The organism is Enterobacter cloacae complex sp. ECL414 (assembly GCF_021869685.1).
In the GTDB taxonomy this organism is placed as follows: domain Bacteria; phylum Pseudomonadota; class Gammaproteobacteria; order Enterobacterales; family Enterobacteriaceae; genus Enterobacter; species Enterobacter kobei.
In genome coordinates this window covers 1596454-1622778 of record NZ_CP091481.1, presented here as the reverse complement: position 1 = coordinate 1622778, position 26325 = coordinate 1596454, and the positions used below count along the sequence as shown (strand labels likewise).

The window sequence follows — 26325 nt, the reverse complement described above, 5'->3', positions numbered from 1 at the left end:
GGACGAAAATGAACACAGTAACGATCAATAACAAACAGCTGCCGGCAGTCGAATATCGCGGTCAGCGCGTTGTGACATTCGCAATGATTGACGAAGCTCACCAACGACCAGATGGAACAGCAGGACGTAATTTTCGTGAAAACAGGAACTACTTTGTCGAGGGGGTAGATTACGTTGAATTAGGTTCCGACGCTATACGCCGGGACCTTCCGGAAGGTGTGTTTTCTAAGTTTGCGCCCTCTGGAATTGTGCTTTTCGAATCTGGATATCTGATGGTGGCGAAGTCACTCACGGACGATCTGGCCTGGCAGGTTCAGCGTGAGCTGGTTAACAGCTATTTTCGCACTCGCGCACCGCTGACGGAAATCGAGATGATCGCCGCAATGGCCGCCGATGCCGTTCGCCAGCAGAAGCGCCTGAATCATGTTGAAGAGCAGATCGAAACAGTCACAGAAGCTGTGGAGAACATCAAACGCGGGACCATGCGCGCCGGATATGTCGGTTACCGCCAGGTAGTAGCCAAAAGCGGAATGAGTGACGCCAAGTGCCGAAATTTGGTCAATGCCTACCGCATCCCTACAGACACGCACGAATTTATGACTCCAGACGGGCTTTTGTCACGTAGGGCTATCGTCGAACTGGAGCCGTTTATGGCCGCGTTTCGCCAGATGATGTCAGAAGCTGAACCGCGCGGCACCCGCTGGTATCACCCTAAAATGGGCCTGTTCCAGGCGATTGGGTGGGAGGGTTAAGAATGCATAAATTCTTCGTGGAGACAAACAACCTGAACACTATCAGCGATTGCCTGCAGCAGCTTGTTAACGCAGAAGAAGCGCAGCTCAGTATTGAAGAGCAACTGGCGAGATCGAACAGCAGTAGTGACTGGAGCACATGGCGCAAAAAGGCAGAGAACGCGCTGCGGCTGATCAAAGGGAAGCGTCGAATCATCACAGCTCGTTTGGCAGTTCTGCGTCATGAGGAAAAAGAGCGCAACCTGGAGCTGCACCAGCAGCACAACGAATTCCTGGTTCAGGCTCTGCGCGAAATCGTAACGCCCTCCTCTTTTGCGCGTTGCGTGCGTATGGCTAAAGAGAAAATGGAGGAGATCCATGCAAACCAGTGCTGAAATCGTTCTTCTGGTGCCGAATGACTGGGTTAGCGAAAAGGTTCTGATTGCTGTTACCGGGCTCAAGCCCGGAACCATCACCCGCGCCAGAAAAGAATCCTGGATGCTGGGCCGCGAGTACCTGCACATTTCACCAGATGGTAATCCCAAGCCTTCGAGCGAATGCATGTACAACAGGAAAGCCGTTGATCAGTGGATCGAGGCGCAGAAAAAAAATCAACCAGGTGCGAAGACAGCATGAAAAGCAGTACACTCGTCCACGCTCCTGGACGTCAGGAGGGATCAATGGCTAATGCATCATACCCGACAGGCGTCGAAAATCATGGCGGTTCGCTCCGCATCTGGTTTCTGTATAAAGGTAAACGTGTCAGGGAAAACCTCGGTGTCCCTGACACTGCAAAAAATCGCAAGATAGCTGGTGAGCTGCGTTCTTCGGTTTGTTTTGCGATAAGGATGGGGAATTTTAACTATGCAGAAAAATTCCCAAACTCACCGAACCTTGCCCGGTTTGGTCAGGATAGAAAGGAAATTACTGTGCTGGAGCTTACCGAAAGATGGTCAGAGCTGAAGAGAATGGAGATCAGCTCTAATACCATGAGTAGGTACGAGTCCATCATAAAAAACATGCTTCCGCGCATCGGCGAAAATAAAATGGTTTCTGCGGTTACCACTGAAGATTTGCTGTATGTCAGGAAGGAGTTGCTGACGGGCTTCCATGTAATGAAGAAGGATCACCGGACACAGGTAAAAGGCCGGAAGTCTTCCACGGTGAATAATTACATGATGCTGATGGCCGAGATCTTCCAGTTTGGAGCTGATAACGGCTACGCAAAGGAAAACCCGTTTAGCGGAATTAACCGTCTCAGGAAGGCAAAAGACGAACCAGATCCACTCACGACAGACGAGTTCATCAGGTTCATTCAGGCATGCGGCCACCAGCAGATGCGAAATCTCTGGACCGTCGCCGTTTATACCGGAATGAGGCATGGGGAATTATGTGGTCTTGCATGGGAAGACATCGATCTCACCGCGGGAACCATTACGGTTAAGCGTAACCTTACCCAAACGTATGAGTTCACCCTGCCAAAAACCGAGGCAGGCACTGACAGGGTGATTTATCTCATACAACCAGCTATTGATGCCCTCAGGAATCAGGCCCAACTGACGCGCCTTGGCCGGCAGCATGAGGTTGAAGTGAATTTGCGGGAATATGGCCAGTCAGTCATACATCCATGCACTTTCGTTTTCAGCCCTCAATGCGTCAAACATGGGTCTCGCACAGGATATCACTACGCGGTTAATTCGATTAATAAAATTTGGGCTCCGATAATCAAGCGCGCCGGTATTCGTTACCGCAACGCTTATCAGTCACGGCATACCTATGCGTGCTGGTCATTATCAGCTGGTGCGAACCCAAACTTTATAGCAACTCAAATGGGGCATACCGATGCACAGATGGTTTACAAGGTGTATGGAAAGTGGATGTCAGAGAAGAGCGGCGAACAGGTTACTCTGCTCAACAAGGCGCTTTCACACATTGCCCCATCGCTGCCCCAAAGCATGATAGTAGCGCAGTAGTAATCTGTAAATTCAAGTGGTTAGCAGCCATATCACTACATTTGTATAACACGGGGCACAAAATGCCCTCGACCATAAAGTGTGCTTATGTTGTGATCGGGGTTCAATAAATCACTAAACAAGGTATACTCCGGAGTTGTTTATTGTACTAAACGCTCCCGTGAGAGGATGCTACAGCGCACCTATGACTCAATTCGCTTCTCCGGTTCTGCATACGTTGCTGGATACCGACGCGTATAAACTGCATATGCAGCAAGCCGTTTTCCACCATTACTATGACGTTCACGTCGCGGCGGAATTCCGCTGCCGTGGTGACGATTTGCTCGGTATCTACGCAGACTCCATTCGTGAACAGGTCGATGCGATGCAGCATCTGACGCTGCAGGACGATGAATACCAGTGGCTTTCTGGCCTGCCTTTCTTTAAAACCGATTACCTGAACTGGCTGCGTGATTTCCGCTATAAGCCGGAGCAGGTCACCGTGACCAACGAGAACGGCAAGCTGGATATTCGCCTTGAAGGTCCGTGGCGGGAAGTGATCATGTGGGAAGTGCCGCTGCTGGCAGTGATCAGCGAGTTGGCTCACCGCTACCGTTCGCCGGAAATGGGCGTCGCCCAGGCGGTCGCCTCGCTGGAAAATAAACTTGCAGCCTTCACCACGCTGACCGAAGGGCTGGATATGTCCCGCTTCCGCCTGATGGATTTCGGCACCCGTCGCCGTTTCTCTCGCGAGGTTCAGCAGGCCATCGTTAAACGTCTGCAGCAGGAGCCGTGGTTCGTGGGCACCAGTAACTACGACCTGGCGCGTCGCCTCAACCTGACGCCGATGGGTACCCAGGCGCACGAGTGGTTCCAGGCGCATCAGCAAATCAGCCCGGATCTGGCTAACAGCCAGCGCGCGGCCCTCGCCGCATGGCTTAAGGAGTACCCGAATCAACTCGGGATCGCCCTCACCGACTGCATTACGATGGATGCCTTCCTGCGTGACTTCGGACCCGAGTTTGCTGAACGTTATCAGGGGTTACGCCACGATTCCGGGGACCCGGTTGAATGGGGCGAGAAGGCGATAGCCCATTACCAAAAACTCGGCATTGACCCGATGAGTAAGGTGCTGGTTTTCTCCGATAATCTTGACCTGGCGAAAGCGGTTGAACTTTATCGCCATTTCAACACCCGAGTGAACCTGAGCTTCGGGATTGGTACCCGTTTGACCTGCGACATTCCTCAGGTAAAACCTCTGAATATTGTGATAAAGCTGGTGGAATGTAACGGCAAGCCGGTGGCGAAACTCTCCGACAGCCCGGGTAAAACCATCTGCCATGACAAAGCGTTTGTCCGCGCATTGCGCAAAGCCTTCGATCTCCCGCAGATCAAAAAAGCCAGTTAAGCGCTTACGGGAGCCTGAAGGGCTCCCTTCCCTTATTTATTTCTCAATTCTTCTCTTTTGACTGCGAAATTTACTTGTCTGATAGCGGATGGCAGGTAACATAGATATCCCCCCATAAGGGTGGACAAGTGTTTATTTTTTCCGACTATTAACAGAGAGAATATTATGAGCGTTGTGCCTGTAGCCGACGTACTCCAGGGCCGTGTCGCCGTTGACCAGGAAGTCACCGTGCGCGGATGGGTGCGTACCCGCCGAGATTCTAAAGCTGGCATCTCCTTCCTCGCCGTCTATGACGGTTCCTGCTTTGATCCTGTACAGGCCGTCATTAATAATTCTCTGCCCAATTACAATGATGACGTTCTGCACCTGACAACCGGCTGTTCCGTCATTGTGACCGGCGTGGTTGTGGCGTCTCCGGGTCAGGGCCAGAGTTTCGAAATTCAGGCCTCTGCAATTGAAGTGACCGGCTGGGTTGAAGATCCGGACACCTACCCGATGGCGGCAAAACGTCACAGCATCGAGTACCTGCGTGAAGTGGCGCACCTGCGTCCACGTACCAACCTGATCGGCGCGGTGGCACGCGTGCGCCATACGCTGGCTCAGGCGCTGCATCGCTTCTTCGATGAGCAGGGTTACTTCTGGGTGTCTACCCCACTGATCACCGCTTCCGATACGGAAGGTGCGGGTGAAATGTTCCGCGTCTCGACGCTGGACATGGAAAACCTGCCGCGCACGCCAGAAGGTAAAGTGGACTATGACAAAGACTTCTTTGGTAAAGAGGCCTTCCTGACGGTATCCGGTCAGCTCAACGGCGAAACCTACGCCTGTGCACTGTCTAAGATTTATACCTTCGGCCCAACCTTCCGTGCTGAAAACTCCAACACCAGCCGCCACCTGGCGGAATTCTGGATGCTGGAGCCGGAAGTGGCGTTTGCTAACCTCGACGATGTCGCCGGTCTGGCAGAAGCGATGCTGAAGTACGTCTTCAAAGCGGTGCTGGAAGAGCGTCCGGACGATATGAAGTTCTTCGCTGAGCGCGTAGACAGCGATGCGGTCGCCCGTCTGGAACGTTTTGTCTCTGCCGACTTTGCGCAGGTGGACTATACCGACGCGGTTGCGATCCTCGAGAAATGCGGTGAGAAGTTCGAGAACCCGGTTTACTGGGGCGTTGACCTGGCGTCTGAGCACGAACGCTATCTGGCCGAGAAACATTTCAAAGCGCCGGTTGTCGTTAAAAACTACCCGAAAGACATCAAGGCCTTCTATATGCGCCTTAACGAAGACGGTAAAACCGTCGCAGCGATGGACGTCCTGGCGCCTGGCATCGGTGAAATCATCGGTGGTTCTCAGCGTGAAGAACGTCTGGATGTGCTGGACGCGCGCATGGAAGAGATGGGTCTCAATCCTGCGGACTACAGCTGGTATCGCGATCTTCGTCGTTACGGCACCGTTCCGCATTCAGGTTTCGGCCTGGGCTTCGAGCGTCTGATCGCCTACGTTACCGGTGTTCAGAACGTGCGTGATGTGATTCCGTTCCCGCGTACGCCACGTAACGCCAGCTTCTAAGAGCAAAAAAACAGACCATGGCCAGCATTTGCTGGCCATTATTTTATTCTGCACTGTCAGTTTTCGTCAGCGCAAAGTCAGTGTTTTTAAAGCACCACCCCGTCACAACCACTACCTGTTACGTTTTGTTTCCGAGAAACATCTAGCCACAAAAAATAAACCCTATTCTTATTGCGATTATTACACCCTCAAGCAATAGCACAATTTTCAACCACTTTTTCAGCCATCCAGAAGTCTTTTTTCGGTCATAAGAAAAAACGAGTCGTTTAACATCTGTTTATAGGAATTGCCTTTATCCAAATTAATCATAAGGAATTCATATATATAGGAAACAATCTGCTGTTTAATTCGCCAGGGCGTTCTGAAATTTGAGATGGTTCACAAAGTTCCGAAAAATACACATTTAGTTACACATATTTTCTTTTTGTAACTCAATCTTGAGAATTGTAGCACTTTCAGGCTAGCGAAACGCTTCGGTGAATGGAAAGATGCCTGTCAGATACATAAAGACACCTAACTCTCATCAATAGTTCCGGAAATATTTATTGACAGAATTTATTGACGGCAGTGGCGAGTGTCATAAAAAAACCAATGAGGGTAATAAATAATGATGAAGCGCAATATTCTGGCAGTGGTAATCCCTGCCCTGCTGGTAGCCGGTGCAGCTAACGCTGCAGAAATCTATAACAAGAACGGCAACAAACTGGACTTCTACGGGAAAGTTAACGCCGAGCACGATTTCGTGACCTCTGGTGATGACACCAACAACAACGACGCGACCTACGCGCAGATCGGTTTCAAAGGTGAAACTCAGATCAACGACCAGCTGACCGGCTATGGCCAGTGGGAATACCGTTTCATGGCTAACCAGGCTGAGAACACTGCTCAGGCTAACAAAAACCGTCTGGCTTTCGCGGGCCTGAAAGCGGGTGACGCTGGCAGCATCGACTATGGTCGTAACTACGGTATCGTTTACGACGTTGAGTCATACACCGATATGGCACCGTCCTTCTCAGGTATGACCTGGGGCGGTAACTACGTTGATAACTTTATGACCAGCCGTAGCACCGGCCTGCTGACCTACCGTAACAGCGATTTCTTCGGTCTGGTTGACGGTCTGAGCCTGGGCGTACAGTACCAGGGTAAAAACGACCGTGCTGACGTTAAAACTTCTAACGGTGACGGCGTAGGTTACTCTCTGGGTTACGACTTCGGCGAAGGCTTCGGTGCAATCGCATCTTACAGCAACGCTAACCGTACTCTGAACCAGAAAGCTGATGGTCAGGGTGACAAAGCTGAAGCATGGGGTGTTGGTCTGAAATATGACGCTAACAACCTGTACCTGGCAACCACCTATGCAGAAACCCGTAACACCACCCGTACCGGTTCTAGCGGTGATGCTGGTTTTGCTAACAAAACGCAGAACTTCGAAGTGGTTGCTCAGTACCAGTTCGACTTCGGCCTGCGTCCAGCCATCTCCTACGTGCAGACCAAAGGTAAAGACCTGGCTGCCGTCGGCGGCTTCAGCGGTGGCGATGCAGACCTGGCTAAATTCATCCAGGTGGGTACCACTTACTACTTCAACAAAAACTTCAACGTGTGGGCTGACTACTACATCAACCTGCTGGACAAAGACACCGACTACGCGAAAGCGGTTGGCGGTCTGAACGGCAACGACGATATGGCTGCTGTGGGTGTAACCTACCAGTTCTAATCAGAACACCACTTTGTTATATGCTTAATGAACAGGGCTTCGGCCCTGTTTTTTTATGCCTGACAGAAAATAATGGCGACTTTTGAAAAGCCGCACGCTTTTCGTCGCAAACGGTTGGCATTTTGTAAATCTACCGTTAACCTGATAGCGGATTTCACTTCTGTAATCACAATGGAACTTCGTCATGTTTGAGAACATTACCGCCGCTCCTGCCGACCCAATTCTGGGCCTGGCCGATCTGTTTCGTGCCGACGACCGCCCTGGCAAAATCAACCTGGGTATTGGTGTATATAAAGATGAAACCGGCAAAACTCCGGTACTGACCAGCGTAAAGAAAGCTGAGCAGTATCTGCTGGAAAATGAAACCACCAAAAACTACCTCGGTATTGATGGTATTCCTGAATTTGGTCGCTGCACGCAGGAGCTGCTGTTCGGTAAAGGTAGCGCAATTGTGAGTGACAAACGTGCGCGTACAGCACAGACCCCTGGCGGTACCGGCGCACTGCGTGTGGCGGCGGATTTCCTTGCGAAAAACACCTCTGTTAAGCGTGTCTGGGTGAGCAACCCAAGCTGGCCGAACCACAAGAGCGTCTTTAACTCTGCAGGTCTGGAAGTGCGCGAATATGCATACTACGATGCGGCAAACCATGCTCTCGACTTTGATGGCCTGCTGGCAAGCCTGAACGAAGCGCAGGCGGGTGATGTGGTGCTGTTCCACGGCTGCTGCCATAACCCAACCGGTATCGACCCGACGCTTGAGCAGTGGGAACACCTGGCTAAACTCTCCGTAGAGAAAGGCTGGCTGCCGCTGTTTGACTTCGCCTATCAGGGCTTCGCCCGTGGACTGGAAGAAGATGCAGAAGGCCTGCGCGCTTTTGCAGCCGTGCACCAGGAATTGATCGTTGCCAGCTCCTACTCCAAGAACTTCGGTCTGTACAATGAGCGCGTAGGTGCCTGTACGCTGGTTGCGGCTAACGACGAAACCGTCGATCGTGCCTTCAGCCAGATGAAATCGGTTATCCGCGCGAACTACTCTAACCCACCGGCACACGGTGCGTCCGTTGTTGCGACCATTCTCAGCAACGATGCGCTGCGCGCGATCTGGGAACAAGAGCTGAACGATATGCGCCAGCGTATCCAGCGTATGCGTCTGCTGTTTGTTAATACTCTGGCCGAGAAAGGCGCAGACCGTGACTTCAGCTTCATCATCAAACAGAACGGCATGTTCTCTTTCAGCGGCCTGACCAAAGAGCAGGTTCTGCGTCTGCGTGAAGAGTTTGGCGTATACGCCGTGGCTTCCGGTCGCGTGAACGTGGCAGGGATGACGCCTGACAACATGGCGCCTCTGTGCGAAGCGATTGTCGCCGTACTGTAATTTACGCCCACAAAAAAGCCTGCGTTCAGCAGGCTTTTTTATTTAACCAGGTTTACCAGACAGGCATCTCATCCTGAAGGAACGGATTATGGAGCCGTTCATAGCCCAGCGTCGACATCGGACCGTGTCCAGGGATAAACGTCACGTCATCACCCAGCGGCAATAACTTCTGTTTGATCGACTGAATCAGCTGCCCGTGATCGCCGCGCGGAAAATCGCTGCGTCCTACGCCGCCTTTGAAAATCACGTCGCCAGAAATCAGCAGACGAGACTGGTCATCAAAGAAGACGATATGGCCTGGCGTATGCCCAGGACAATGCAACACCTGTAAAGTCACATTCCCTACGTTAACGCGCTCTCCTTCGTTCAGCCAGCGATCGGGCGTCAGAGGCTGACACTCATCAAGGCCAAACATGCGGCTTTGGGCAGGTAACCCCTGCAGCCAGAACTCATCTTCTTTTTCCGGACCGATGATCGGCACACCAAAATGCTGTGCCAGCTCTGCCGCTGCGCCAACATGATCGAGATGACCATGCGTCAGTAAAATCTGCATCAGCGTCACACCGCTGTCGGCGACGTCCTGCTTGATTTTCTCGGCGTCACCGCCGGGATCAACAAGCGCGGCCAGTTTGGTTTGCTCGCACCAGATCAATGAACAGTTCTGGGAGAACGCGGTAACCGGAATAATACGATAGTTCATACTGCTCCTGTGTTTCGTTATTACCAGTGCCGGACCGGACCGGTATCAATATGCACAAAGTTGCTGCTGGGATAATATCCTACACCACCTGCGCGCATAGATAACGCAGCTTTGCGAATATTGGCTAACGAAACGCCTTCAATATGGAAATCCATTGCCTGTCCCTTCGTGTGATAGCTTTTTTTCGCTACCCCACGGCTATGGGCGCGTAGTTCATTATTGGTATCCAGTGAGCGATAACCAGAAATGAGCTGCACGGGCTTCCTGGTGCCCAGCAGGCCCTGAAGGCGGAACAACTGATCAAACAATCCTGGGTCGATGGCTTTTACTTTATTCGCGCGGAAATCACGGAAAAAATGGTTGAGTCTTGCTAATTCATCCTGAATATAGCCTCTGCCATCGAAAAACTCCGCTTTTAGCGACTCACCGGTATGAAGATTGTTGAGCGTTAAAACTCGCGGACGAGGTGTCGAGAGGGTGGCAAATGCTGGCGTCGGCAAGATGGCCGCTGCGCCAAGCGCAACACCACCTAACGCCAGCAGTTTGCGGCGATTAGCGTCAAATTTGTCCATGATAATCAGGTCTACAGGTCAATGAAATCGTAAGTATGCTTAGCGCACGAAGGGCACCTTAACTGGCAAAACGGGGTACGTCAAGGCGCCCAACCCCAGTGAATACGCGGCTTACAGCGATATCGCCCCCTATTCACCATAACTTACGACAATCATTTTTCCCGAACTACTTCATTTACCTGATTAATTGTTCCGCTTTTGGCAAAATTTGTGCGCCGGATCGCGCAGTGAGATCATAATTGTAAATATCTGTACGATACTGAGTGCGCCCGTCTTCACCCACAAACGCCGTCAGATAGTAAAGATTGACCGGAATGTTGTGTCGAATATTCACGTAGCGCGTATCCCCCTGTTTCAGGGCGTCAGAAATACGCGTATCGTTCCAGCCCGCATCCTGCAACAGCATATTGGCCAGCTCCGAGGCTTTGTTTACGCGCACGCAGCCTGAACTGAGGGCGCGGGTATCTTTCTGGAACAAGTTGTGGTTCGGCGTATCGTGCAGATAGATAGCATCTGAACTCGGCATATTGAATTTGTAACGCCCCAGGGAGTTATGCGCCCCGGGAGCCTGCTGGAAGCGGAACGGCAGGTTGGAAGCCGTAATCGTCGACCAGTCGACCATGTAAGGATCAATCGCCTCTTTACTGTTCCAGCCGCGCATCACCGTATAGCCATGACGTTCCAGATAACCCGGATCGTTCCAGACCTTTGGCAGAATGTCTTTACGTGCCAGCGTCGGCGGCACGTTCCACGGTGGGTTAACCACCACGTTATTTAACGCGCTGCTCATCATCGGTGTTTTACGATCCGGACGCCCGACAATGACGCGCGAGGCCAGTTTTTCGCTGCCATCCTGATAATAGACCAGGGAATAGGCCGGAATATTCACCATAATGCCTGTGGACAAGGTGCCCGGCAGCAGGCGCAAACGCTGAATATTCAGTGCCAGGACCCCTGCCCGCTGCGCAGGAGAGACGTTAAGCCAGTCGCGCGTTGACGGACCTATTACCCCGTCGGCACCCAGCCCCTGCGCAGCCTGGAATTGCTTAACCGCAGCAACCAGTTCGCGATCGTATGCCGCAGGTTTATCGCTCAGGAGAGCGGCCTTCTTCTCTTTCACCGGCGCTGACGGGCTCACAACCGCGCTTTGCGGATCGTCGCCCGGCAGGGCAATCTTCGGCCCGCCCTCAAGAATACCGGAGCGTTTCAGGATTTCGCGCAGAGCAGGAACATCGCTGCTCCACTGGCCTGGACGCAGCGTCGCGGTACCCCGCATTTGCGGCCAGGGACGCGAGTCGCCCACCAGCGCGAGGAGCGACTCATGCAGGGTGGCATACTGCGGGTGCGCTGGGGCGAGACTGGCAATAAAGCGCGGCAGATCGCCATTATCCAGCGCCAGCTGCCACTGGTTGATAACCGACAGCGCTGGCGTCGCCAGCTTGTAGGGCTTATCGCTATATAACCAGCGGTTGCCGTTGACCGGAATACCCGCCACAAACTGCAGATAGCCCATCATGGCATCGGAAAGCACCACGTCCCGCGCCTGGCCAGTGACGGCTGGATCGGTTAACAGCTCAACCCACTTCGTAAACTGCGGCTGAAAACCCGCAATCGCCACTTCTGCCAGCTGCTGCTGGAACGCGCGCACGGCATCACGGTCTTCCCACATGGGTTTCATGTCCCGGGCAGCATAAAGCAGCGTGAGCTGATTGATATAGGCGGGCGTGTAGCCTGACGGCAACCCTGAGAGGAGCTGCTGGCTAAGCGATTCGATATCGATGCCTTCCGGCAACGGCTTAATGCCGGCCATGACGGCGGTCGCCGGAGACTGTTCCAGCGGCTGAGACAATGACGTCGGCTGCGCGCCTGTCGCTGCGGAGCTGTCCGTCGGCACAATTTCAGGCTCGTCGGCCTGGGCGGTTAACAGTGGAGCAAACATCACTGCCAGGCATAAACTCAGCGCAGACAGCTGACGACCACATTCTTTCTTTAGCAACATCCCTTGCCCCCTGTTTTCACGACATGCCCATCACGGTGGGGCTTTCTTTTATTATAGGTAGACGGCAAACCTGTTGCCTTACCTTATGTAAAGAAGTTTAAAGATAACGCAGCCCTAAGCACAAGTTAAGTGAATAAAAAAAGCGGCGCTTTTGCGCCGCTCTTTGTAACAAAACGCCTCAGGAAGCGTCTGCCGTGGTTTCCGGCAATGACTCCGGAGGCTGCGGCGCAAAACCACGCAACCCGACAACATGAACGTGTTCGCTGTTCTGGAACACTTTACGCACCAGTTTATAGGTGGTCCCTTTTTCAGGGCTGATGTTTTCCGGTGCCGCAATGATGAGCTGCATATCAAGACGCTCGCAAAGCTCAAACAGCGTGGCAATAGAGCGGGCATCAAGACGCGCCGCTTCATCCAGGAACAGCAGGCGGCATGGAGAGATGTCTTTACCGCGCAGACGGCGCGCTTCATCTTCCCAGCTCTGTACAACCATCACCAGAATGGACATCCCGGTACCGATCGCTTCACCGGTAGAGAGCGCCCCGGATTCCGCACGCAGCCAGCCGTCTGAACCACGGTTAACCTCAACTTCCATTTCCAGGTAGTTACGGTAATCCAGCAGTTCTTCACCGATGGTTTGCGGCGTGCGCTGACCCATATCAATCTGCGGGTTCAGACGCTGGTACAGCTTCGCCAGCGCTTCAGAAAAGGTCAGACGGTTGCTGTTGAACAGATCCTGGTGCTGCTCGTGCTGCTCAGAGAGCACGTCCAGCAGCGTCGCGTGGGCTTCACGCACGTTGACGTTGAGACGCACGCTGTTCACCTGACCAAACGACACGCTCTGCAGACCCTGGTTCAACTGGCGGATACGGTTCTGCTCACGCTGAATGGTTTTGCGAATAATATTCGCCACGCTGCGGGAGCTGATAGCCAGCTTCTGCTCGCGGGAAGTCAGCTCTTCCGTCAGGCGCCCCAGCTCAATTTCCATCTGTTCGATGGCTTCGACCGGATCGTCGGTACGGATGATATCCTGACGAATACGCTCGCGCAGATGCTGATAAACCGCCACGAAGAACTGAATTTTACGCTCCGGACGTTTCGGATCTTCTGACATGCGCAGCACATCGCGCAGGTGCTCGTTATCCGCCACCGCCAGGCGCAGCGCACCCAACGCCTTATCCGACATTGAACGCAGCTCATCGGCTGAGAGGTACGCCAGTTCGCGACGGTGCAGGCGACGTTCCACGTTGTTGTCTTTCACCATCCGCATGACCGCACACCAGCCCGCTTTCGCCGTCACCACCTGCTCGCGCATCTCGTGATAGTCGCGTTCCAGCTTGCGCAGGCGACGGGTCAGGTTATCCATTTCGGCTTCGCAGAAGGTCAGCGCTTTTTCCAGCTGATTACGACGCGCACGGTTGTTGCTGAGCTGGCTATGCAGTTCATCACGACGAAGACGGGCGCGCTCTTCCGCCCCGCTGTCGGCACGCACGCCAATGTCCTGCAACTCTTTCTGCAGGTCGTTTAACAGCTCTTTCTTGGTGTCGAAGGAGCTTTTCAGCGAGGCCAGCACCTGGTTGTACTGATTAAGCTGAGCGGAGTGGCTGCGCATCGCTTCGCGTGCTCGGGTACGTTCCGCTTCTGCCTGCTCAAGACGTTGACGCAGCTTTTCATTCAGGTCGCTGTTACCGCTCAGCATTTCAGCCGAATCGGAATAGCCGAAGTGCGCGCGACGCTGCACGACTTCCGTCAGGGCAAACGCCTGCTGACGCGCTTCGCGCTGCACCTGCTGCGACCAGGCATAATCTTCTTTTAACTGCTCGAACTGTTCCGGGTCGCTCTGCAGGACAGACACCACGGGCTCCAGCTTCGCCAGCTGATTGCCGTGCTGCTGCACGAAACGCGCGGCTTCCTGGGCTTCATCCAGACGTTCCTGGATCTCATCCACGCGATCGGCCAGCGTGTCATCTGCCAGCAGGTTGAGGCGCGGCAGGATGCGGTTAAGGGCCGCGACGCCCTCTTTCGCCTGTTCAAACTGGACGCGACTCTGCTGGTTGTCACTTTCATGACTGGCAATGGCGCGTTCCAGCTCGCCGCGGCGGGTATTGAGTTTGCGGATTTCCGCTTCCGGGTCGGCTTCAAACGCCACGCCCAGATGGCTACCGATAAAGCGGCTGAACGCCTGATGCAGACGCTGGGTTTTCTGTACATCAAACGACAGGGTCGCAAAACGTTCCGACAGCGTTTCACGCTCGGCATGGAGGCTCTCAATACGGCTTTCACGCGCGGCACGGCCAAACAGCGGCAGTTCCGGGAAGCGGGAGTAACGCCACTGGCGGTCAGCGATTTTCACCACCACCGCTTTTTCCAGCTCGTCAACGCTAAACACGCTGTCATCGAACGACTGCGGATCCCCTTCGATCAGATAGAGATCTTCCGGGCAATCTTCCAGCCCGGCGAGCTGGTCAGAAATCAGCGACAGATCCGGCACCACAATCGCGTTACGGGATGGACCGTACAATGCGGAGAAGTATGGCGCATCGTCCAGGCCGACATCGTCGTAAATCTCAGACAGCAGAACGCCACCAAAACGCTCGGCTAGCGCATTGAGGCGCGGATCTTCTGACCCGCCCGGCTGGCTTAAGCGCTCAATTTCTTCATCGACGTCACGCTTACGTGCGCCGACTTCATCACGCTCAACAATGGCTTCGCGCTCACGCTCCAGCAGCTGTTGCAGGTATTCGGTCACCTGCTGGCTGGATTCGAACTGTTCGCCGCACTGTTCGCTGAGCTGGTTAAGGCTGCTTTGCGCCGCCAGCCAGACCGGCGCGCGCTCCAGGAGCCTTTTAGAACGGGACTGAAGCTGTTCCAGCTCCTGGCGCAGGGTCATGCGCTGCTCACTGGCGCTGGAGACCGTATCGGAAAGCGCAGCGATACGCGCTTCCAGCTCCTGATGCAGCGCCTCAAGCTCGTCGAAATCGTAATGTTTACCCTGACGCTTACAGAACTCAGCCAGCAAACGCTCGGCTTCCTGCTGCTCACGCAGGCGCTGTTCCAGTTCGTTCAGGCGCATACGCAGCGGCTGCACCTGCTCGGCCAGATGGCGCTGGTTGACGCCGTCGCGCAGCAGTTCACGGGCAACGTTCCAGGCTTCGTTACGCGCCAGCGGGCCATTAATGGCGACCACCAGCTGATACGCTTGTTCAAACTGGCTGTGCGCCGTTTGCGCGACGCTCATTTTCTGTTCAAGAGAGAGCAGTTTCTCGGTGGCTTCCTGCTCTTTGGCCTGGAAGGTATCCAGCCACTCGTCGGCGCTTTCCGGCGTCAGGTCAGGCAGATGGCACAGCTCTTTCGCGCGCTGTAACGCCTGCAGTGCCTGGGTGTACTGAATCGCACGCGTCTGCTGCACGTCCAATGCCTGCTGGTAATCAGCAAGCTGGCTTTTCAGCTCATCCACTTCCAGCTCGGCGGCTTCGGCGCGGGCTTCGTTCTCTTCCTGCATCTCGGCGGCTTCGGCCACCACTTCATTTTGCTCTTCGAGACGAATTTGCAGCTCATCGAGATCCGCTTCGTAGCGCTCGATTTTCTCCTGCTGGCGCAGCGCGGTCTGCACCAGGTTCAGGTGATCGCTGGCGGCCTGGTAGTCGGCTTCCAGATCACCTTCAGCACCGTTGTGCTCGCCCAGCTCGCGCGCCATTTCGACGTGCTTATACTGCTCTGCCACCAGCTGTTTACGGGAGGTAAACAGTTCGCGGCGGTATTCTAATGCCTGATCGAGATGGACGCGGCGCTCATTGGCGTGACGCATGTAGTCCGCCGCCACGTAGTTGGTGGCTTCGCTGATCAGGTGTTTAAACAGGTCACGGTCTGACTGGGTCACGCGAATCGCTTCCAGCGTCATGCGGTTTTCACGCAGCGCCGCTTCCATATCCTGGAACGCCTTACGCACGCCGCTGTTCTCCGGCAACAGGTAGTCGCGCAGGGAGCGGGTAATGGCGCTGGAGATACCGCCGTACAGGGACGCTTCGATCAGACGGTAGTATTTGCTACGGTCTGAAGCGGTACGCAGACGACGCGCCACTACGCCCAGATCGAACATCAGAGAGTGGTAGTCGGTGATGGAGTTGAACTGCTTGAACTGCACGCCCTCAATGGCTTCGAGCTTGTCTTTCAGTTCCTGTAACGTCAGCACGCGCGCCTGGCGTTCATTCAGGGTTTCCGTCAGCAGCGCGGTCGGCTGCACGGAGGTTGGCAGCCCCTGGATAGCAAACGGTTTGATATCCACTTTACGGTCGCGACCGGCAACCTGCTGCAAACGAACCCCCACCACCACGCGCTGGTGACGAGAGTTAATGACGTCCAGAACGGAATAACAGACGCCCGCTTTCAGCTTACCGTGCAGACCTTTATCGCGGGAGCCGCTTGTCGCGCCTGCTTCAGTGGTGTTACGGAAGTGAAGCAACGTCAGGTCGGGGATCAGCGCCGTCACAAACGCCGCCATGGTGGTGGATTTCCCCGCCCCGTTACCGCCGGAGAGCGTCGTGACCAGCTCGTCCAGATCGAAGGTTCGGGCAAAGAAGCCGTTCCAGTTAATCAGCGTTAGTGAGCGAAATTTACCGCGTTCAATCATTACTCTTCCTCCCCGCTATCCGGCAGATTCTCTTCATGCTCGTCATTGAGCTGCAAATGGTTTTCCACCGGCATCGCTTCACCGTCACGGATCATGCGAAGCTGCGCTTCACGCGCGTCATCCCCCGCACGCACATCGGCGCCGAAGCGGAAGACTGATTCCGTAATGCGGAATTTGCTGCTGTCGTGGCCCATAAACCAGACCATCCCCAGACGACGCAGACGGTTCAGGGAAGAGCGCACCTTTTCCTGTAATTTCTGACGGTCAAGATCCGATCCGGTCGAACGGTTGTTCACCAGCTTGAGCAGCTTGCTCTCATCCGCCAGCGTCAGTAGCTCATCGTAGAGTTCCTGCTGGGTGAAGATGCCTTCATTCGCCAGACGTTCCGGGCTGAGATAGAGATAGCAAAGAATTTTGCCGACCATCATATCCAGCTCGGAGAGCACGGAGCGCGGGATCAGCGTCGTGGAGCGCGGGCGCAGGTAGAAAAAACCTTCCGGCGCGCGAATCAGCTCCACGTTGTAGCGGGCGTAAAACTCTTCCAGGTACTCCTGGAAGTCCATCAAAAAGGCGTGATTATCCAGCTCGTCTAAGCCAATGTGACGACCGGCACGCAGCTGGCTGTCCAGCGCCGGAAATAACGGATTCGCCAGCGCCTGTGCCAGCTTAACCGGCATCACTTGTTCAATATTTGTCAATGACATGCGCCTGTACCTTGGCTCCGTAATCGTTAATTGGCTGCCACTTCGGCGGCAGTCCGGTGAAATCTGCTTGCGCGATACCCAGGCGCACCGCCTGGTCTACCACAATGCGGGCAACGTCGAAGTGGCGCGCTCGCGGATATTGCGCCAGATAGTCGCGCACCACGAGTCCAAGATCCAGCGGAGCTTGTCTGGTTTTGTAGACAGCGAGCTGTTCTTCGATCATCGCCGCAAGTTGCTCACGAATTTCGTTGAATTCTTCGAACTCCAGATCCGGCGGCAGTTCACCGGTCACCTCTTCATCGCGCAGGGCCATCTCTTCGTCGCGCATATCCAGCAGACGATCGGCATTGGCGTAAGTCAGCGCCCATGGCGCATCGAAGTAGGTCTGAACCGACTGGCGCAGACGCTGAGCAAAGACGCGGTTTTTATCCATATCAATCGCGGTGCGGATAAACTTATGCACGTGTCGGTCGTAGCCGATCCACAGGTCGATCGACTGCTGTCCCCAGCTAATGATGCGGTCGAGCTTGCTCTGCAGATCGAACACCAGACGGTCGATAAAATGCAGATCGTCATGCGCCAGCGTCGCGTCCTGGATGCGCAGCAGGTTGGCCTGCAGCTTATCCCCTGCCGCCTCCAGCGTATCCTGCAGTTCACGCAGCGTACCGGAGGTTTCTGACAGTAAAAGTTCGCAGCTGGAGATGGCGGCACGCCAGTCTTTATTCAGCAGTTGCGCAATGTCGTCTTTGACCTGCTGCTGCTGTTCGTCCATCAAACGCTGGGTTAGATCGATGCTGTCGAAAATCTCGGCCACCGAATATTTCAGCGGCGCGTAAACGTTGCGGTGCCAGTGGAATTCATCACCGTTTTCATCTGCAGCATCGGCGGCACGCTTAAGCTCACCCGCCACGATCGAGAGCTGCATGGAAAGACGCAGCGTGGAAAATTCGCGCTGGCGAATGTAGTAATCGGTGATGCCGATACCCAACGGCGTCAGGCGATAGATGGCGTTTCCTTCCGCCTGCTCGCTGGTAAAGCGGTTCAGCAGACGTTGACGTACCATATCGTTGATTGCGTTGTTGGCACGCACGCTAATGGTTTCGCTGGTTTGCTCAAACGCATCACTGACATGGCGGAACGCATCCACCAGTTCACCCTCGCTCATTTCGCCATCCAGCCGTTCGCCGTTTAGCGTGGCAACCGCCAGCAGGAAAGAGAGTCTGTCTACCGGCAGCGAGATGGAGAAATCGTTTTTCCTGGCCCAGGCAACCAGTTCGGGGACTGTCTGGGAAAATTCACTCATAGGTTATCCTTGCATCTGCGGCTTGTGCGCGGTGACGTGAATATAGCGGCCAAGGCTGACAAATGGCTCCTGACGGCAATACCGCGTTTCTAATTCTGTTAAGGTGTCAAAACAGTCACGCTGTTTGTGTTTTTCACGCAGATAATCATGAAACACCCTGACGCCCGTTTTCCCGACAATCTGCCAGCCAATCTCTTCCAGCCAGCCGTAAACCTGCTGCGGATCGCGCGGATAGTCCGGGGAAAGCGTGCGCTTTTTCTTTTTAGGCATCCCGACCTGCACATAGTCAAAGTTACCTGCAACCATGTTGTGCATCAGGAAGCCGTTAGCATTGTAGAACATCAGCGACAGCGTGCCGCCCGGGCGCAACATCGACCACAGGGTTTGTAACACGCTTTGCGGATCGGCCACCCACTCCAGCACCGCATGAAACAATATCAGATCAACCTGGGTTTCCAAATGCTGTGCGATGTCCTGAGCGGCGCATTGTATAAAATGCATGTTGTCGCTCACACCTTTCTCATCTGCAGCACGCGTCGCGCGGGCGACCATTTCAGCCGAAAGATCGCAAAGCGTGACGTGATGACCGCGCTCGGCCATTTTTATCGCCGTCTGTCCTTCGCCGCCACCGGCGTCCAGCACGCGCAACGTCTGGTCGCCAAAAGTGGCCAGAATGGTGTCCAGATCCTGCCAGAGGATCGTCTGACGGAGCTGCCCCTTTGTGGTGCCATAAATGTTGCGCGAAAACTTTTCCGCGATGTCATCAAAATTGCGATCCCGCATTGGGAGAGTTCCACTCGCTAACTGCAAAACCGCTATTTTGTCACACCCGCGCGGAGAATGAACCTCTCTGGTGTAATATCACCGGTAATCACCTGCTGTATGGTCAAAAAAGGAACCAAAAAGGATGCTTTTTACCCTTAAGAAATACATTGGAGGGATGATGCTTCCCCTTCCGCTGCTGCTCATCATCATCGCGCTGGGGCTGGCGCTGGTGTGGTTCAGCCGCTTTCAGAAAAGTGGCAAAACGCTCATCACGTTCGGCTGGCTTCTCTTACTGCTGCTGAGCCTGCAACCGGTCGCGGATGGCCTGTTACGCCCCATTGAAGATAAGTACCCGACATGGCAGGGAAATCAGAAAGTGGAATACATCGTGGTGCTGGGCGGTGGGTATACCTGGGATCCTGACTGGGCCCCCAGCTCGAATCTGATCAACAACAGCCTGCCACGGCTAAACGAAGGGATTCGCCTGTGGCTGGCGAATCCGGGATCAAAAATGATCTTCACCGGCGCCGCAGCAAAAACGAACCCGGTGAGTACGGCTGAAGCGGGTGCCAGAGTTGCGGAATCCCTCGGCGTACCGCGTTCCGCTATCATCACCCTGGACAGTCCAAAAGATACCGAAGAAGAAGCCGCTGCGGTGAAGCAGGCGATTGGCGATGTTCCATTCTTGCTGGTCACCTCCGCCTCACACCTGCCACGGGCGATGATTTTCTTTGAAAAGCAGGGCCTGCACCCGCTTCCCGCACCGGCAAACCAGATGGCCATCAACGCGCCACTTAACCCATGGGAACGCGTGATCCCCTCCCCGATGTGGCTGATGCATAGCGATCGCGTCGGCTATGAGACGCTCGGCCGTCTCTGGCAGTGGCTGAAAGGTTCCTCAGGCGAGCCAGGGCAAGAGTGACTTAGCCGCGAGATCGAAGTTTGCGCGATTGAAACGCCCGGTATTGACCAGTTGCGCGACTTCATCCCAGAGCAGGTACAACCAGCGCCGCCAGAGAAACGCTTCGGCAACGGGCGCACGCTGAAGGTAGTGCCACAGTAACCCTTCTGCCGCCGCGCTGTCGCTGAGCCTGAACAACTCATATTCACGTGGGGCCCACAGCATTATTCCAGGCCCCAACATCGCCAGCAGCTGATCGCTGCGGGAGTCTTTCAGCATACTCCGCAGGGTAAAATTGCCGTGGATCAGCACGCAGTTATCATTAAAACCGTCGAACAGCGCTGGCAAGCATTCACGAGTGCGAAAAAGAATACGTTTGTCCTGCATGGTCAAACCGGTGTTATTGAACTGGTTGAGCGTTCCCCACAGCACTTCCACCCGCTGGCGATACCACAGCGGCCACAGGTTCTCCTGGGTGCTGTCGACCGGCCCCACGAGCCCACGGCTATCCTGGCGATGCCAGGCCAGCAGCGCCTCGACAATCTGGTCTTTCAGCTGCTCCCAGCGTTCCGGCGTGCGCGCGGGTGCTTCAACAGGCACGCCGCGTAAACGCTCTATCAACAGGACATCGGGGCCGGGGTGTTCCTCGTGCGTCATGACGCCGTACACGGTCGGCATTCGGACGGTACCCTCCCGCGCCAGCATCGACATTTTCCAGGCGAGCTGCCTGGCAACACCCGGCGACGTGAAACTTCGCGCCATCAGCGGCATTGGGTTTCCCTGACTGTCATACAACGACCAGAGCGCGGTATCGGCCTTTTCACTCACACACTCGACCCGGCTTAATTTCTCACCCAGCAGATGGCTAAGTTCGGCACGCAGCTGTTCCATATGAGATTACCCCCATTAATGCTACTGCTTTTATAATGAGCGCGCAGAATGAAGATGTCACCCGGTAGAGATCAATCAGGGAAAAGAAAAGCGAAAATTGTGGCGAGAGGACATCCCTCCGAAAGGAGGGATGCAGACGGTATTAACGTAATTCGGCGCGAACGCGCTCAAGGTCTTCCGGCGTATCAACGCCCGTTCCTGGTACTTCTTTGGCAACAGCAACGTGAATTTTCTCGCCATACCAGAGCACACGAAGCTGCTCCAGCATTTCGATATGCTCCAGCGGGCTGGGTGCCCAGGTGACATAGCGGCGAATGAAACCGGCGCGATAGCCGTAAATCCCCAGATGGCGCAGGAAGGAATCCCCGATGGTCTCTTTCGAGAGCGCAAAACGGTCGCGATCCCATGGAATGGTGGCGCGGGAGAAATAGAGCGCATAGCCTTCGGCATCCATCACCACTTTCACCGCATTCGGGTTAAATGCCTCTTCAGCGTGGTGAACAGGCACCGCAAGCGTCGCCATACCCACCTGACGCTGCGCCAGGTTTTCTGCCACCTGACGGATAATAACGGCCGGGATCATCGGCTCGTCGCCCTGCACGTTCACAATGATCGTATCATCGCTGAAACCACATTTCTCAACGACTTCGGCGAGACGCTCGGTGCCGGACTGGTGATCGACGCGGGTCATGCACACTTCACCACCTGCGGCTTCAACCGCACGGGCGACGTCCGGATGATCGGTGGCAACAATCACGCGATCGGCTCCGGATTCACGGGCGCGATCAAGGACGTGCACAATCATTGGCTTGCCGTTGATATCCACCAGCGGTTTACCCGGCAGACGCGTTGAGGCATAACGAGCAGGAATAATGACAACAAAACTCATGGTTTGCTCTCTTCTGCCACCAGGGAACGGGCTTCGTTTTCCAGCAACACCGGAATGCCGTCACGCAGCGGGAAAGCCAGACTGTCCAGCTTGCAAATCAGCTCCTGTTTGTCCTGGCTGTAGTAGAGTTTGCCGTTGCACACCGGGCAGGCAATAATTTCAAGTAAACGGTGATCCATAGTTCCTCCGTATGGGTAATCGCTAAAGCTTAACACATTCCTTTTTCAGGGCGTGTCTGTTTCCCAGCCACTTCGACAGGATATAAATAACCCTTCAGGAACGCGTCCCAGCGTGACGTCGCGAGCCCCCTGCCAGAGGGCGAACTCGCTAATGGCGGACGTTAAGCCCTTCTCCAGACTCGCCGTCACCCTGACCCCCTCTTCCAGATAGAGCGCAATGACTTCAAGCGTGCCGGTTTTGCGGTGCATTTTGGCATCCATGCGCCCGACCAGCCGCCCCTTATGCAGCAGGGGTAAAACAAAATAGCCGTACTGACGCTTTGGTGCCGGGGTATAACACTCCAGCCGGTAGCTGAAATCAAACAACTGTTCGGCGCGTTTTCGGTCCCAGACCACCGGGTCGAAAGGCGACAACACTGCACTGTGGGTTGCCTGGAGCTTTCCGTCCAGCGCCTGGGGCAGCAAAGGAAGGAGATCCGCATGCAGCCACATCTCGCCCAGCGTTTCTACCGTGACGGGAATGACGCGCTGTTCGCGTTGCCACATCTCCAGAAGCGGCTTCAGCGCGGGCTGGCGCAGGCGGTAATAATCTGCCAGCCATTGCGGCCGGAAAATGCCCAGACTGCGGGCGCTGTTTTCCAGCATGATGGCCTCGGCAGCCTCCTGGGTAAGCAGGTCACGTTCGTCGTCCCAGTGTGGCATCACGCGCTGGGTCAGGTCATAGACGCGCTGAAAATTACGCCGTTCAATCACCATGACCTGGCCGGAGGTGAATAACCCTTCAAGATGACGTTTGTGCGGTTTCCACTCCCACCAGCCGCTTGAGCCTTTTCGCGGATGTTCAAAATCAGCGGAACGCACTGGTCCCTTTTCCTGAATATGGCTGATCAGTTGCTCTATTTCGGCCGCGTGCTCCTGCATCCACGCCTGTCGGTATTTCCAGCCCATCTTTTCTGGGGCAAGCATGCGGTGACGCACCAGGGCAAAATCGCTGCGGGGCAGGAAACAGGCTTCGTGCGCCCAGTACTCCATGAGATCCCCTTTGCTGAGCGCCTCATCAAGCCAGTGAGAGGGATAGTGGCCCAGGCGGCTGAACAGCACCAGGTAAGGGCTACGGGCAACAATATTAATGGTGTCGATTTGCAGCAGCGACATGCGCTGGATGGCAGAGAGGATATCGGCAGGCTGTGCGCGGCGACGGGGCTTTTTGAGCAGCCCCTGCGCGGCGAGGTGTAAATGACGTGCAGCTGTAAGCGAGAGTTGCGGTAAAGACATGCGTTTTCCTGTCAGTCAAAGCGCCACCAGAACCGCGTAAGCCCTCACTGCACTAACGCAATCAGTTCCTTGAGCAAGTGTTCCGGCTGCTCGCCGCTGAGTTCAGCGTCAACCGGCAGATACCACCAGTTTTCTTTCGCAAAGGCACGGCATTTCACCGCATCTTTTTCGGTCATAATGAGCGTCTGTCCGGACGCCGTGAGCGCATCAACCTGCTCTGCCAACAGCGCCTGATGGTCAGCCAGTGGAATGCGTTTTTCAAGCCTGGCACCACACTGCTCAAGCGTTGCGAAGAAGCGCGGAGGATGACCAATCCCTGCCATTGCCACCAGCGAAGGCAGCTCAGCAACCGCCCGGCGTTCACCCGTCACCAGGTTTACCGCCAGTCCCGGCAACAGGTGCATAGGGATTTCACCCGCTTTTGCCTCACCACCGTTTACAATCACCGCATCAACGGACTTCAGACGTGAAGCGCGTTCACGCATAGGGCCGGCTGGCAGCCACCATCCGTTACCGAAACGGCGAACCCCGTCGATGACCACAATCTCTTTATCACGCGCCAGCGCGTAATGCTGCAGACCATCGTCAGTGATGATAATTTGTACCGAGTGTTCGGCAAGCAGCGCCTGCACGGCGTCGCTGCGAACCGGGGAGACTGCCACCGGCGCGCCAGTACGCTGGAAAATCAATACCGGTTCATCACCCGCTTCGGCAGTGGTGGTTTTCTCTGCCAGCAGCAGTGGGTACTGCGCCGCTTTACCGCCATACCCACGCGAGACCACACCCGGGCGGATACCGCGTTTTTGCAGCTGTTCCACGAGCCAGATCACCACCGGCGTTTTACCGTTGCCGCCCGCCGTAAGATTGCCCACAACCACAACCGGCACTGGCGCACGCCAGGCCCGCTTGATCCCCAGACGGTAAAGCAGACGAATGATGCCGCTCACCAGGCCGTAAAGCCAGGAGAGCGGCAAAAGCAGCAGCCACAGCGGGGATTCACCGGACCAGATGCGTGCAATCATTCGCCGAACTGCATCTTATGAAGCTGGGCGTATACGCCGCGGTGTTCCAGCAAAGCTGCGTGGCTTCCGCGTTCAACAATGACGCCATCCTCAACCACCACGATCTCATCCGCCTGCTCGATAGTCGACAGACGGTGTGCAATCACCAGTGAGGTACGGTTCTTTTGCAGTTCGTCCAGCGCCGACTGAATAGCGCGTTCAGATTCGGTATCCAGTGCGGACGTCGCTTCATCCAGAATCAGGATTGGGCTGTCACGCAGCAGCGCGCGCGCAATCGCAATACGCTGACGCTGACCACCGGACAGGAGCACGCCATTTTCACCAATGATGGTATCCAGACCGTTATCCATCTTGTTGATAAAGTCCATCGCATAGGCCATGCGTGCGGCATTCTCGATCTGCTCGCGGCTGTACTCGTCAGTGCGCGCATAAGCGATGTTGTTGGCGACCGTATCGTTAAACAGATGCACGTTCTGAGAAACCAGCGCAACCTGGTTACGCAGCGACTGCAGGGTGTACTCCCGCAGGTCGTGACCGTCCAGGAGAATTTCACCTTCGTTGATATCGTAGAAACGGGTGATGAGGCTGGCAATGGTGGATTTACCGGAGCCAGAACGGCCTACCAGCGCCACCGTTTTACCCGCCGGAATCGTCAGGTTGATATTGCGCAGAGCGGGCGTATCGCGGCCCGGATAGGTGAAGGTCACGTTGTGGAATTCAACATCGCCACGGGCGCGCTCAATCTCGCGTGTACCTTCGTCTTTTTCCTGCTCGGAATCCAGAATGCTGAACAATGTCTGACAAGCCGCCATCCCGCGCTGGAACTGGGCATTCACGTTAGTCAGAGATTTCAGGGGACGCATCAGGGCGATCATCGAGGAGAAGACCACGGTGATGGTACCCGCCGTCAGCGTCTCCATCACGCTTGGGAAGCTTGCCGCATAAAGGACAAACGCCAGCGCCAGTGAGGCAATCAGCTGAATGATCGGGTCAGAGATGGAAGAAGCCGAGACCATTTTCATCCCCTGAAGACGCATTTTGTTGCTGACTTTGTCAAAGCGTTTGGTTTCGACGTCCTGGCCACCGAAAATTAACACCTCTTTGTGTCCTTTCAGCATCTGTTCGGCGCTGGTTGTTACCTGCCCCATCGTATTCTGCATATTTTTACTGATATTGCGGAAACGCTTGGACACAACGCGGATGGCAATGGAGACAACCGGAGCCAGAACGATCAGGATGAGCGACAGCTGCCAGCTGTAATAGAACATCATGATAAACAGGCCGATGATCGACGCCCCTTCACGCACGACGGTAATCAACGCGCTTGAGGAGGAGGACGCAACCTGCTCTGAATCGTAGGTAATACGGGACAGCAGTGTCCCCGTAGACTGCTTGTCAAAGAATGAGACCGGCATGCCCATCATGTGGCTGAACAGACGACGGCGCATGGTCATAACCACTTTCCCGGATACCCAGGAGATGCAGTAGCTGGAGATATAGCTGGTGATACCACGTAAGATCATCAGCCCGATAACCACCAGCGGCATCCATAGCAACACTGAGCGATCCGTTTTACCAAAACCGTCGTCCAGTAACGGTTTAAGGAGCGATAACATAAAAGTATCGCTGGCTGCGTTGAGGATTAACGCTACACCCGCCACGATCAAGCCTGCTTTAAAAGGTGCAATCATCGGCCAGAGTCGGCGGAAGGTTTGCCACGTGGAGAGATCTTTGTCGTTATGCATTCAA

General features: G+C 54.9%; 22 protein-coding genes. 9 read left to right on the top strand and 13 right to left on the bottom strand.

The features are described from left to right. Nucleotides 1-8: 8 nt before the first annotated feature. The 8 genes from L3068_RS07485 to aspC all read left to right on the top strand — a co-directional run bounded on the left by L3068_RS07485 (nucleotide 9) and on the right by aspC (nucleotide 8746). On the top strand, nucleotides 9-752 hold the full coding sequence (locus L3068_RS07485) for an ORF6N domain-containing protein (RefSeq protein ID WP_044158720.1): 744 nt from the start codon (nucleotides 9-11) through the stop codon (nucleotides 750-752). Nucleotides 753-754: 2 nt separating this feature from the next. After that, nucleotides 755-1126 (top strand): hypothetical protein, encoded by a 372-nt coding sequence (locus L3068_RS07480; RefSeq protein ID WP_045617949.1) that lies wholly within the window; start codon nucleotides 755-757, stop codon nucleotides 1124-1126. Continuing rightward, nucleotides 1110-1367, top strand: a complete 258-nt coding sequence (locus L3068_RS07475) for an excisionase family protein (RefSeq protein WP_013097283.1) — start codon at nucleotides 1110-1112, stop codon at nucleotides 1365-1367. Before L3068_RS07480 ends, L3068_RS07475 begins: the two co-directional genes overlap by 17 nt. Nucleotides 1368-1411: 44 nt before the next feature. After that, nucleotides 1412-2704 (top strand): tyrosine-type recombinase/integrase, encoded by a 1293-nt coding sequence (locus tag L3068_RS07470; protein WP_045617951.1) that lies wholly within the window; start codon nucleotides 1412-1414, stop codon nucleotides 2702-2704. Nucleotides 2705-2888: 184 nt separating this feature from the next. Continuing rightward, complete coding sequence (pncB, locus tag L3068_RS07465) at nucleotides 2889-4091, top strand: nicotinate phosphoribosyltransferase (protein WP_059373113.1); 1203 nt, start codon at nucleotides 2889-2891, stop codon at nucleotides 4089-4091. A 165-nt stretch (nucleotides 4092-4256) separates the two neighbouring features. Further along, nucleotides 4257-5657 carry an asparagine--tRNA ligase gene (gene asnS, locus L3068_RS07460; protein WP_014883234.1) on the top strand — a complete coding sequence of 467 codons (1401 nt, stop codon included), beginning with the start codon at nucleotides 4257-4259 and terminating at the stop codon, nucleotides 5655-5657. Nucleotides 5658-6264: 607 nt separating this feature from the next. Next, nucleotides 6265-7371 (top strand): porin, encoded by a 1107-nt coding sequence (locus tag L3068_RS07455; RefSeq protein ID WP_028012583.1) that lies wholly within the window; start codon nucleotides 6265-6267, stop codon nucleotides 7369-7371. A 184-nt stretch (nucleotides 7372-7555) separates the two neighbouring features. Next, nucleotides 7556-8746, top strand: a complete 1191-nt coding sequence (gene aspC / locus L3068_RS07450) for an aspartate transaminase (RefSeq protein WP_117580531.1) — start codon at nucleotides 7556-7558, stop codon at nucleotides 8744-8746. A 52-nt stretch (nucleotides 8747-8798) separates the two neighbouring features. Here the strand turns inward: aspC and L3068_RS07445 are convergent, their stop codons facing one another. The 7 genes from L3068_RS07445 to cmoM form a co-directional block, all read right to left on the bottom strand. After that, nucleotides 8799-9446: an MBL fold metallo-hydrolase gene (locus L3068_RS07445; protein ID WP_047027823.1), complete on the bottom strand. Its 648-nt coding sequence runs from the start codon at nucleotides 9444-9446 to the stop codon at nucleotides 8799-8801. Between the two features lie 20 nt (nucleotides 9447-9466). Next, a complete protein-coding gene (gene mepK, locus L3068_RS07440; RefSeq protein ID WP_014883230.1) occupies nucleotides 9467-10018 on the bottom strand; it encodes a peptidoglycan L,D-endopeptidase MepK in 552 nt (183 codons plus the stop codon). Nucleotides 10019-10193: 175 nt separating this feature from the next. Next, nucleotides 10194-12017, bottom strand: coding sequence for a L,D-transpeptidase (ldtD, locus tag L3068_RS07435; RefSeq protein WP_014883229.1), 1824 nt, complete (start codon nucleotides 12015-12017; stop codon nucleotides 10194-10196). A 178-nt stretch (nucleotides 12018-12195) separates the two neighbouring features. After that, the gene (mukB, locus tag L3068_RS07430; protein WP_023332552.1) at nucleotides 12196-16647 is read right to left on the bottom strand and encodes a chromosome partition protein MukB; all 4452 of its coding nucleotides are present in this window, start codon (nucleotides 16645-16647) and stop codon (nucleotides 12196-12198) included. Continuing rightward, the gene (gene mukE, locus L3068_RS07425; RefSeq protein ID WP_008499954.1) at nucleotides 16647-17351 is read right to left on the bottom strand and encodes a chromosome partition protein MukE; all 705 of its coding nucleotides are present in this window, start codon (nucleotides 17349-17351) and stop codon (nucleotides 16647-16649) included. The genes mukB and mukE overlap by 1 nt, the downstream gene beginning before the upstream one ends. Then, nucleotides 17332-18654, bottom strand: coding sequence for a chromosome partition protein MukF (mukF, locus tag L3068_RS07420; RefSeq protein WP_014883227.1), 1323 nt, complete (start codon nucleotides 18652-18654; stop codon nucleotides 17332-17334). The genes mukE and mukF overlap by 20 nt, the downstream gene beginning before the upstream one ends. 3 nt (nucleotides 18655-18657) lie before the next feature. Then, nucleotides 18658-19437: a tRNA uridine 5-oxyacetic acid(34) methyltransferase CmoM gene (gene cmoM / locus L3068_RS07415; protein WP_014883226.1), complete on the bottom strand. Its 780-nt coding sequence runs from the start codon at nucleotides 19435-19437 to the stop codon at nucleotides 18658-18660. Between the two features lie 124 nt (nucleotides 19438-19561). Here cmoM and elyC point away from each other — a divergent pair, with 124 nt between their 5' ends. After that, entirely contained in the window at nucleotides 19562-20341 is a 780-nt protein-coding gene (gene elyC, locus L3068_RS07410; RefSeq protein WP_117580533.1) for an envelope biogenesis factor ElyC, read from the top strand. Here the strand turns inward: elyC and L3068_RS07405 are convergent. The 6 genes from L3068_RS07405 to msbA form a co-directional block, all read right to left on the bottom strand. Next, nucleotides 20318-21211 carry a YcbJ family phosphotransferase gene (locus L3068_RS07405; RefSeq protein ID WP_117580535.1) on the bottom strand — a complete coding sequence of 298 codons (894 nt, stop codon included), beginning with the start codon at nucleotides 21209-21211 and terminating at the stop codon, nucleotides 20318-20320. The genes elyC and L3068_RS07405 overlap by 24 nt on opposite strands. 142 nt (nucleotides 21212-21353) lie before the next feature. Continuing rightward, complete coding sequence (kdsB, locus tag L3068_RS07400; protein WP_117580537.1) at nucleotides 21354-22100, bottom strand: 3-deoxy-manno-octulosonate cytidylyltransferase; 747 nt, start codon at nucleotides 22098-22100, stop codon at nucleotides 21354-21356. After that, nucleotides 22097-22279 (bottom strand): protein YcaR, encoded by a 183-nt coding sequence (ycaR, locus tag L3068_RS07395; protein WP_006174474.1) that lies wholly within the window; start codon nucleotides 22277-22279, stop codon nucleotides 22097-22099. The genes kdsB and ycaR overlap by 4 nt, the downstream gene beginning before the upstream one ends. A gap of 45 nt (nucleotides 22280-22324) precedes the next feature. Beyond that, complete coding sequence (locus tag L3068_RS07390; RefSeq protein ID WP_047626975.1) at nucleotides 22325-23554, bottom strand: winged helix-turn-helix domain-containing protein; 1230 nt, start codon at nucleotides 23552-23554, stop codon at nucleotides 22325-22327. 44 nt (nucleotides 23555-23598) lie between these two features. Continuing rightward, nucleotides 23599-24576, bottom strand: coding sequence for a tetraacyldisaccharide 4'-kinase (gene lpxK / locus L3068_RS07385; RefSeq protein WP_117580538.1), 978 nt, complete (start codon nucleotides 24574-24576; stop codon nucleotides 23599-23601). Continuing rightward, the gene (gene msbA / locus L3068_RS07380) at nucleotides 24573-26321 is read right to left on the bottom strand and encodes a lipid A ABC transporter ATP-binding protein/permease MsbA (RefSeq protein ID WP_014883220.1); all 1749 of its coding nucleotides are present in this window, start codon (nucleotides 26319-26321) and stop codon (nucleotides 24573-24575) included. Before msbA ends, lpxK begins: the two co-directional genes overlap by 4 nt. Between the last annotated feature and the right edge of the window lie 4 nt (nucleotides 26322-26325).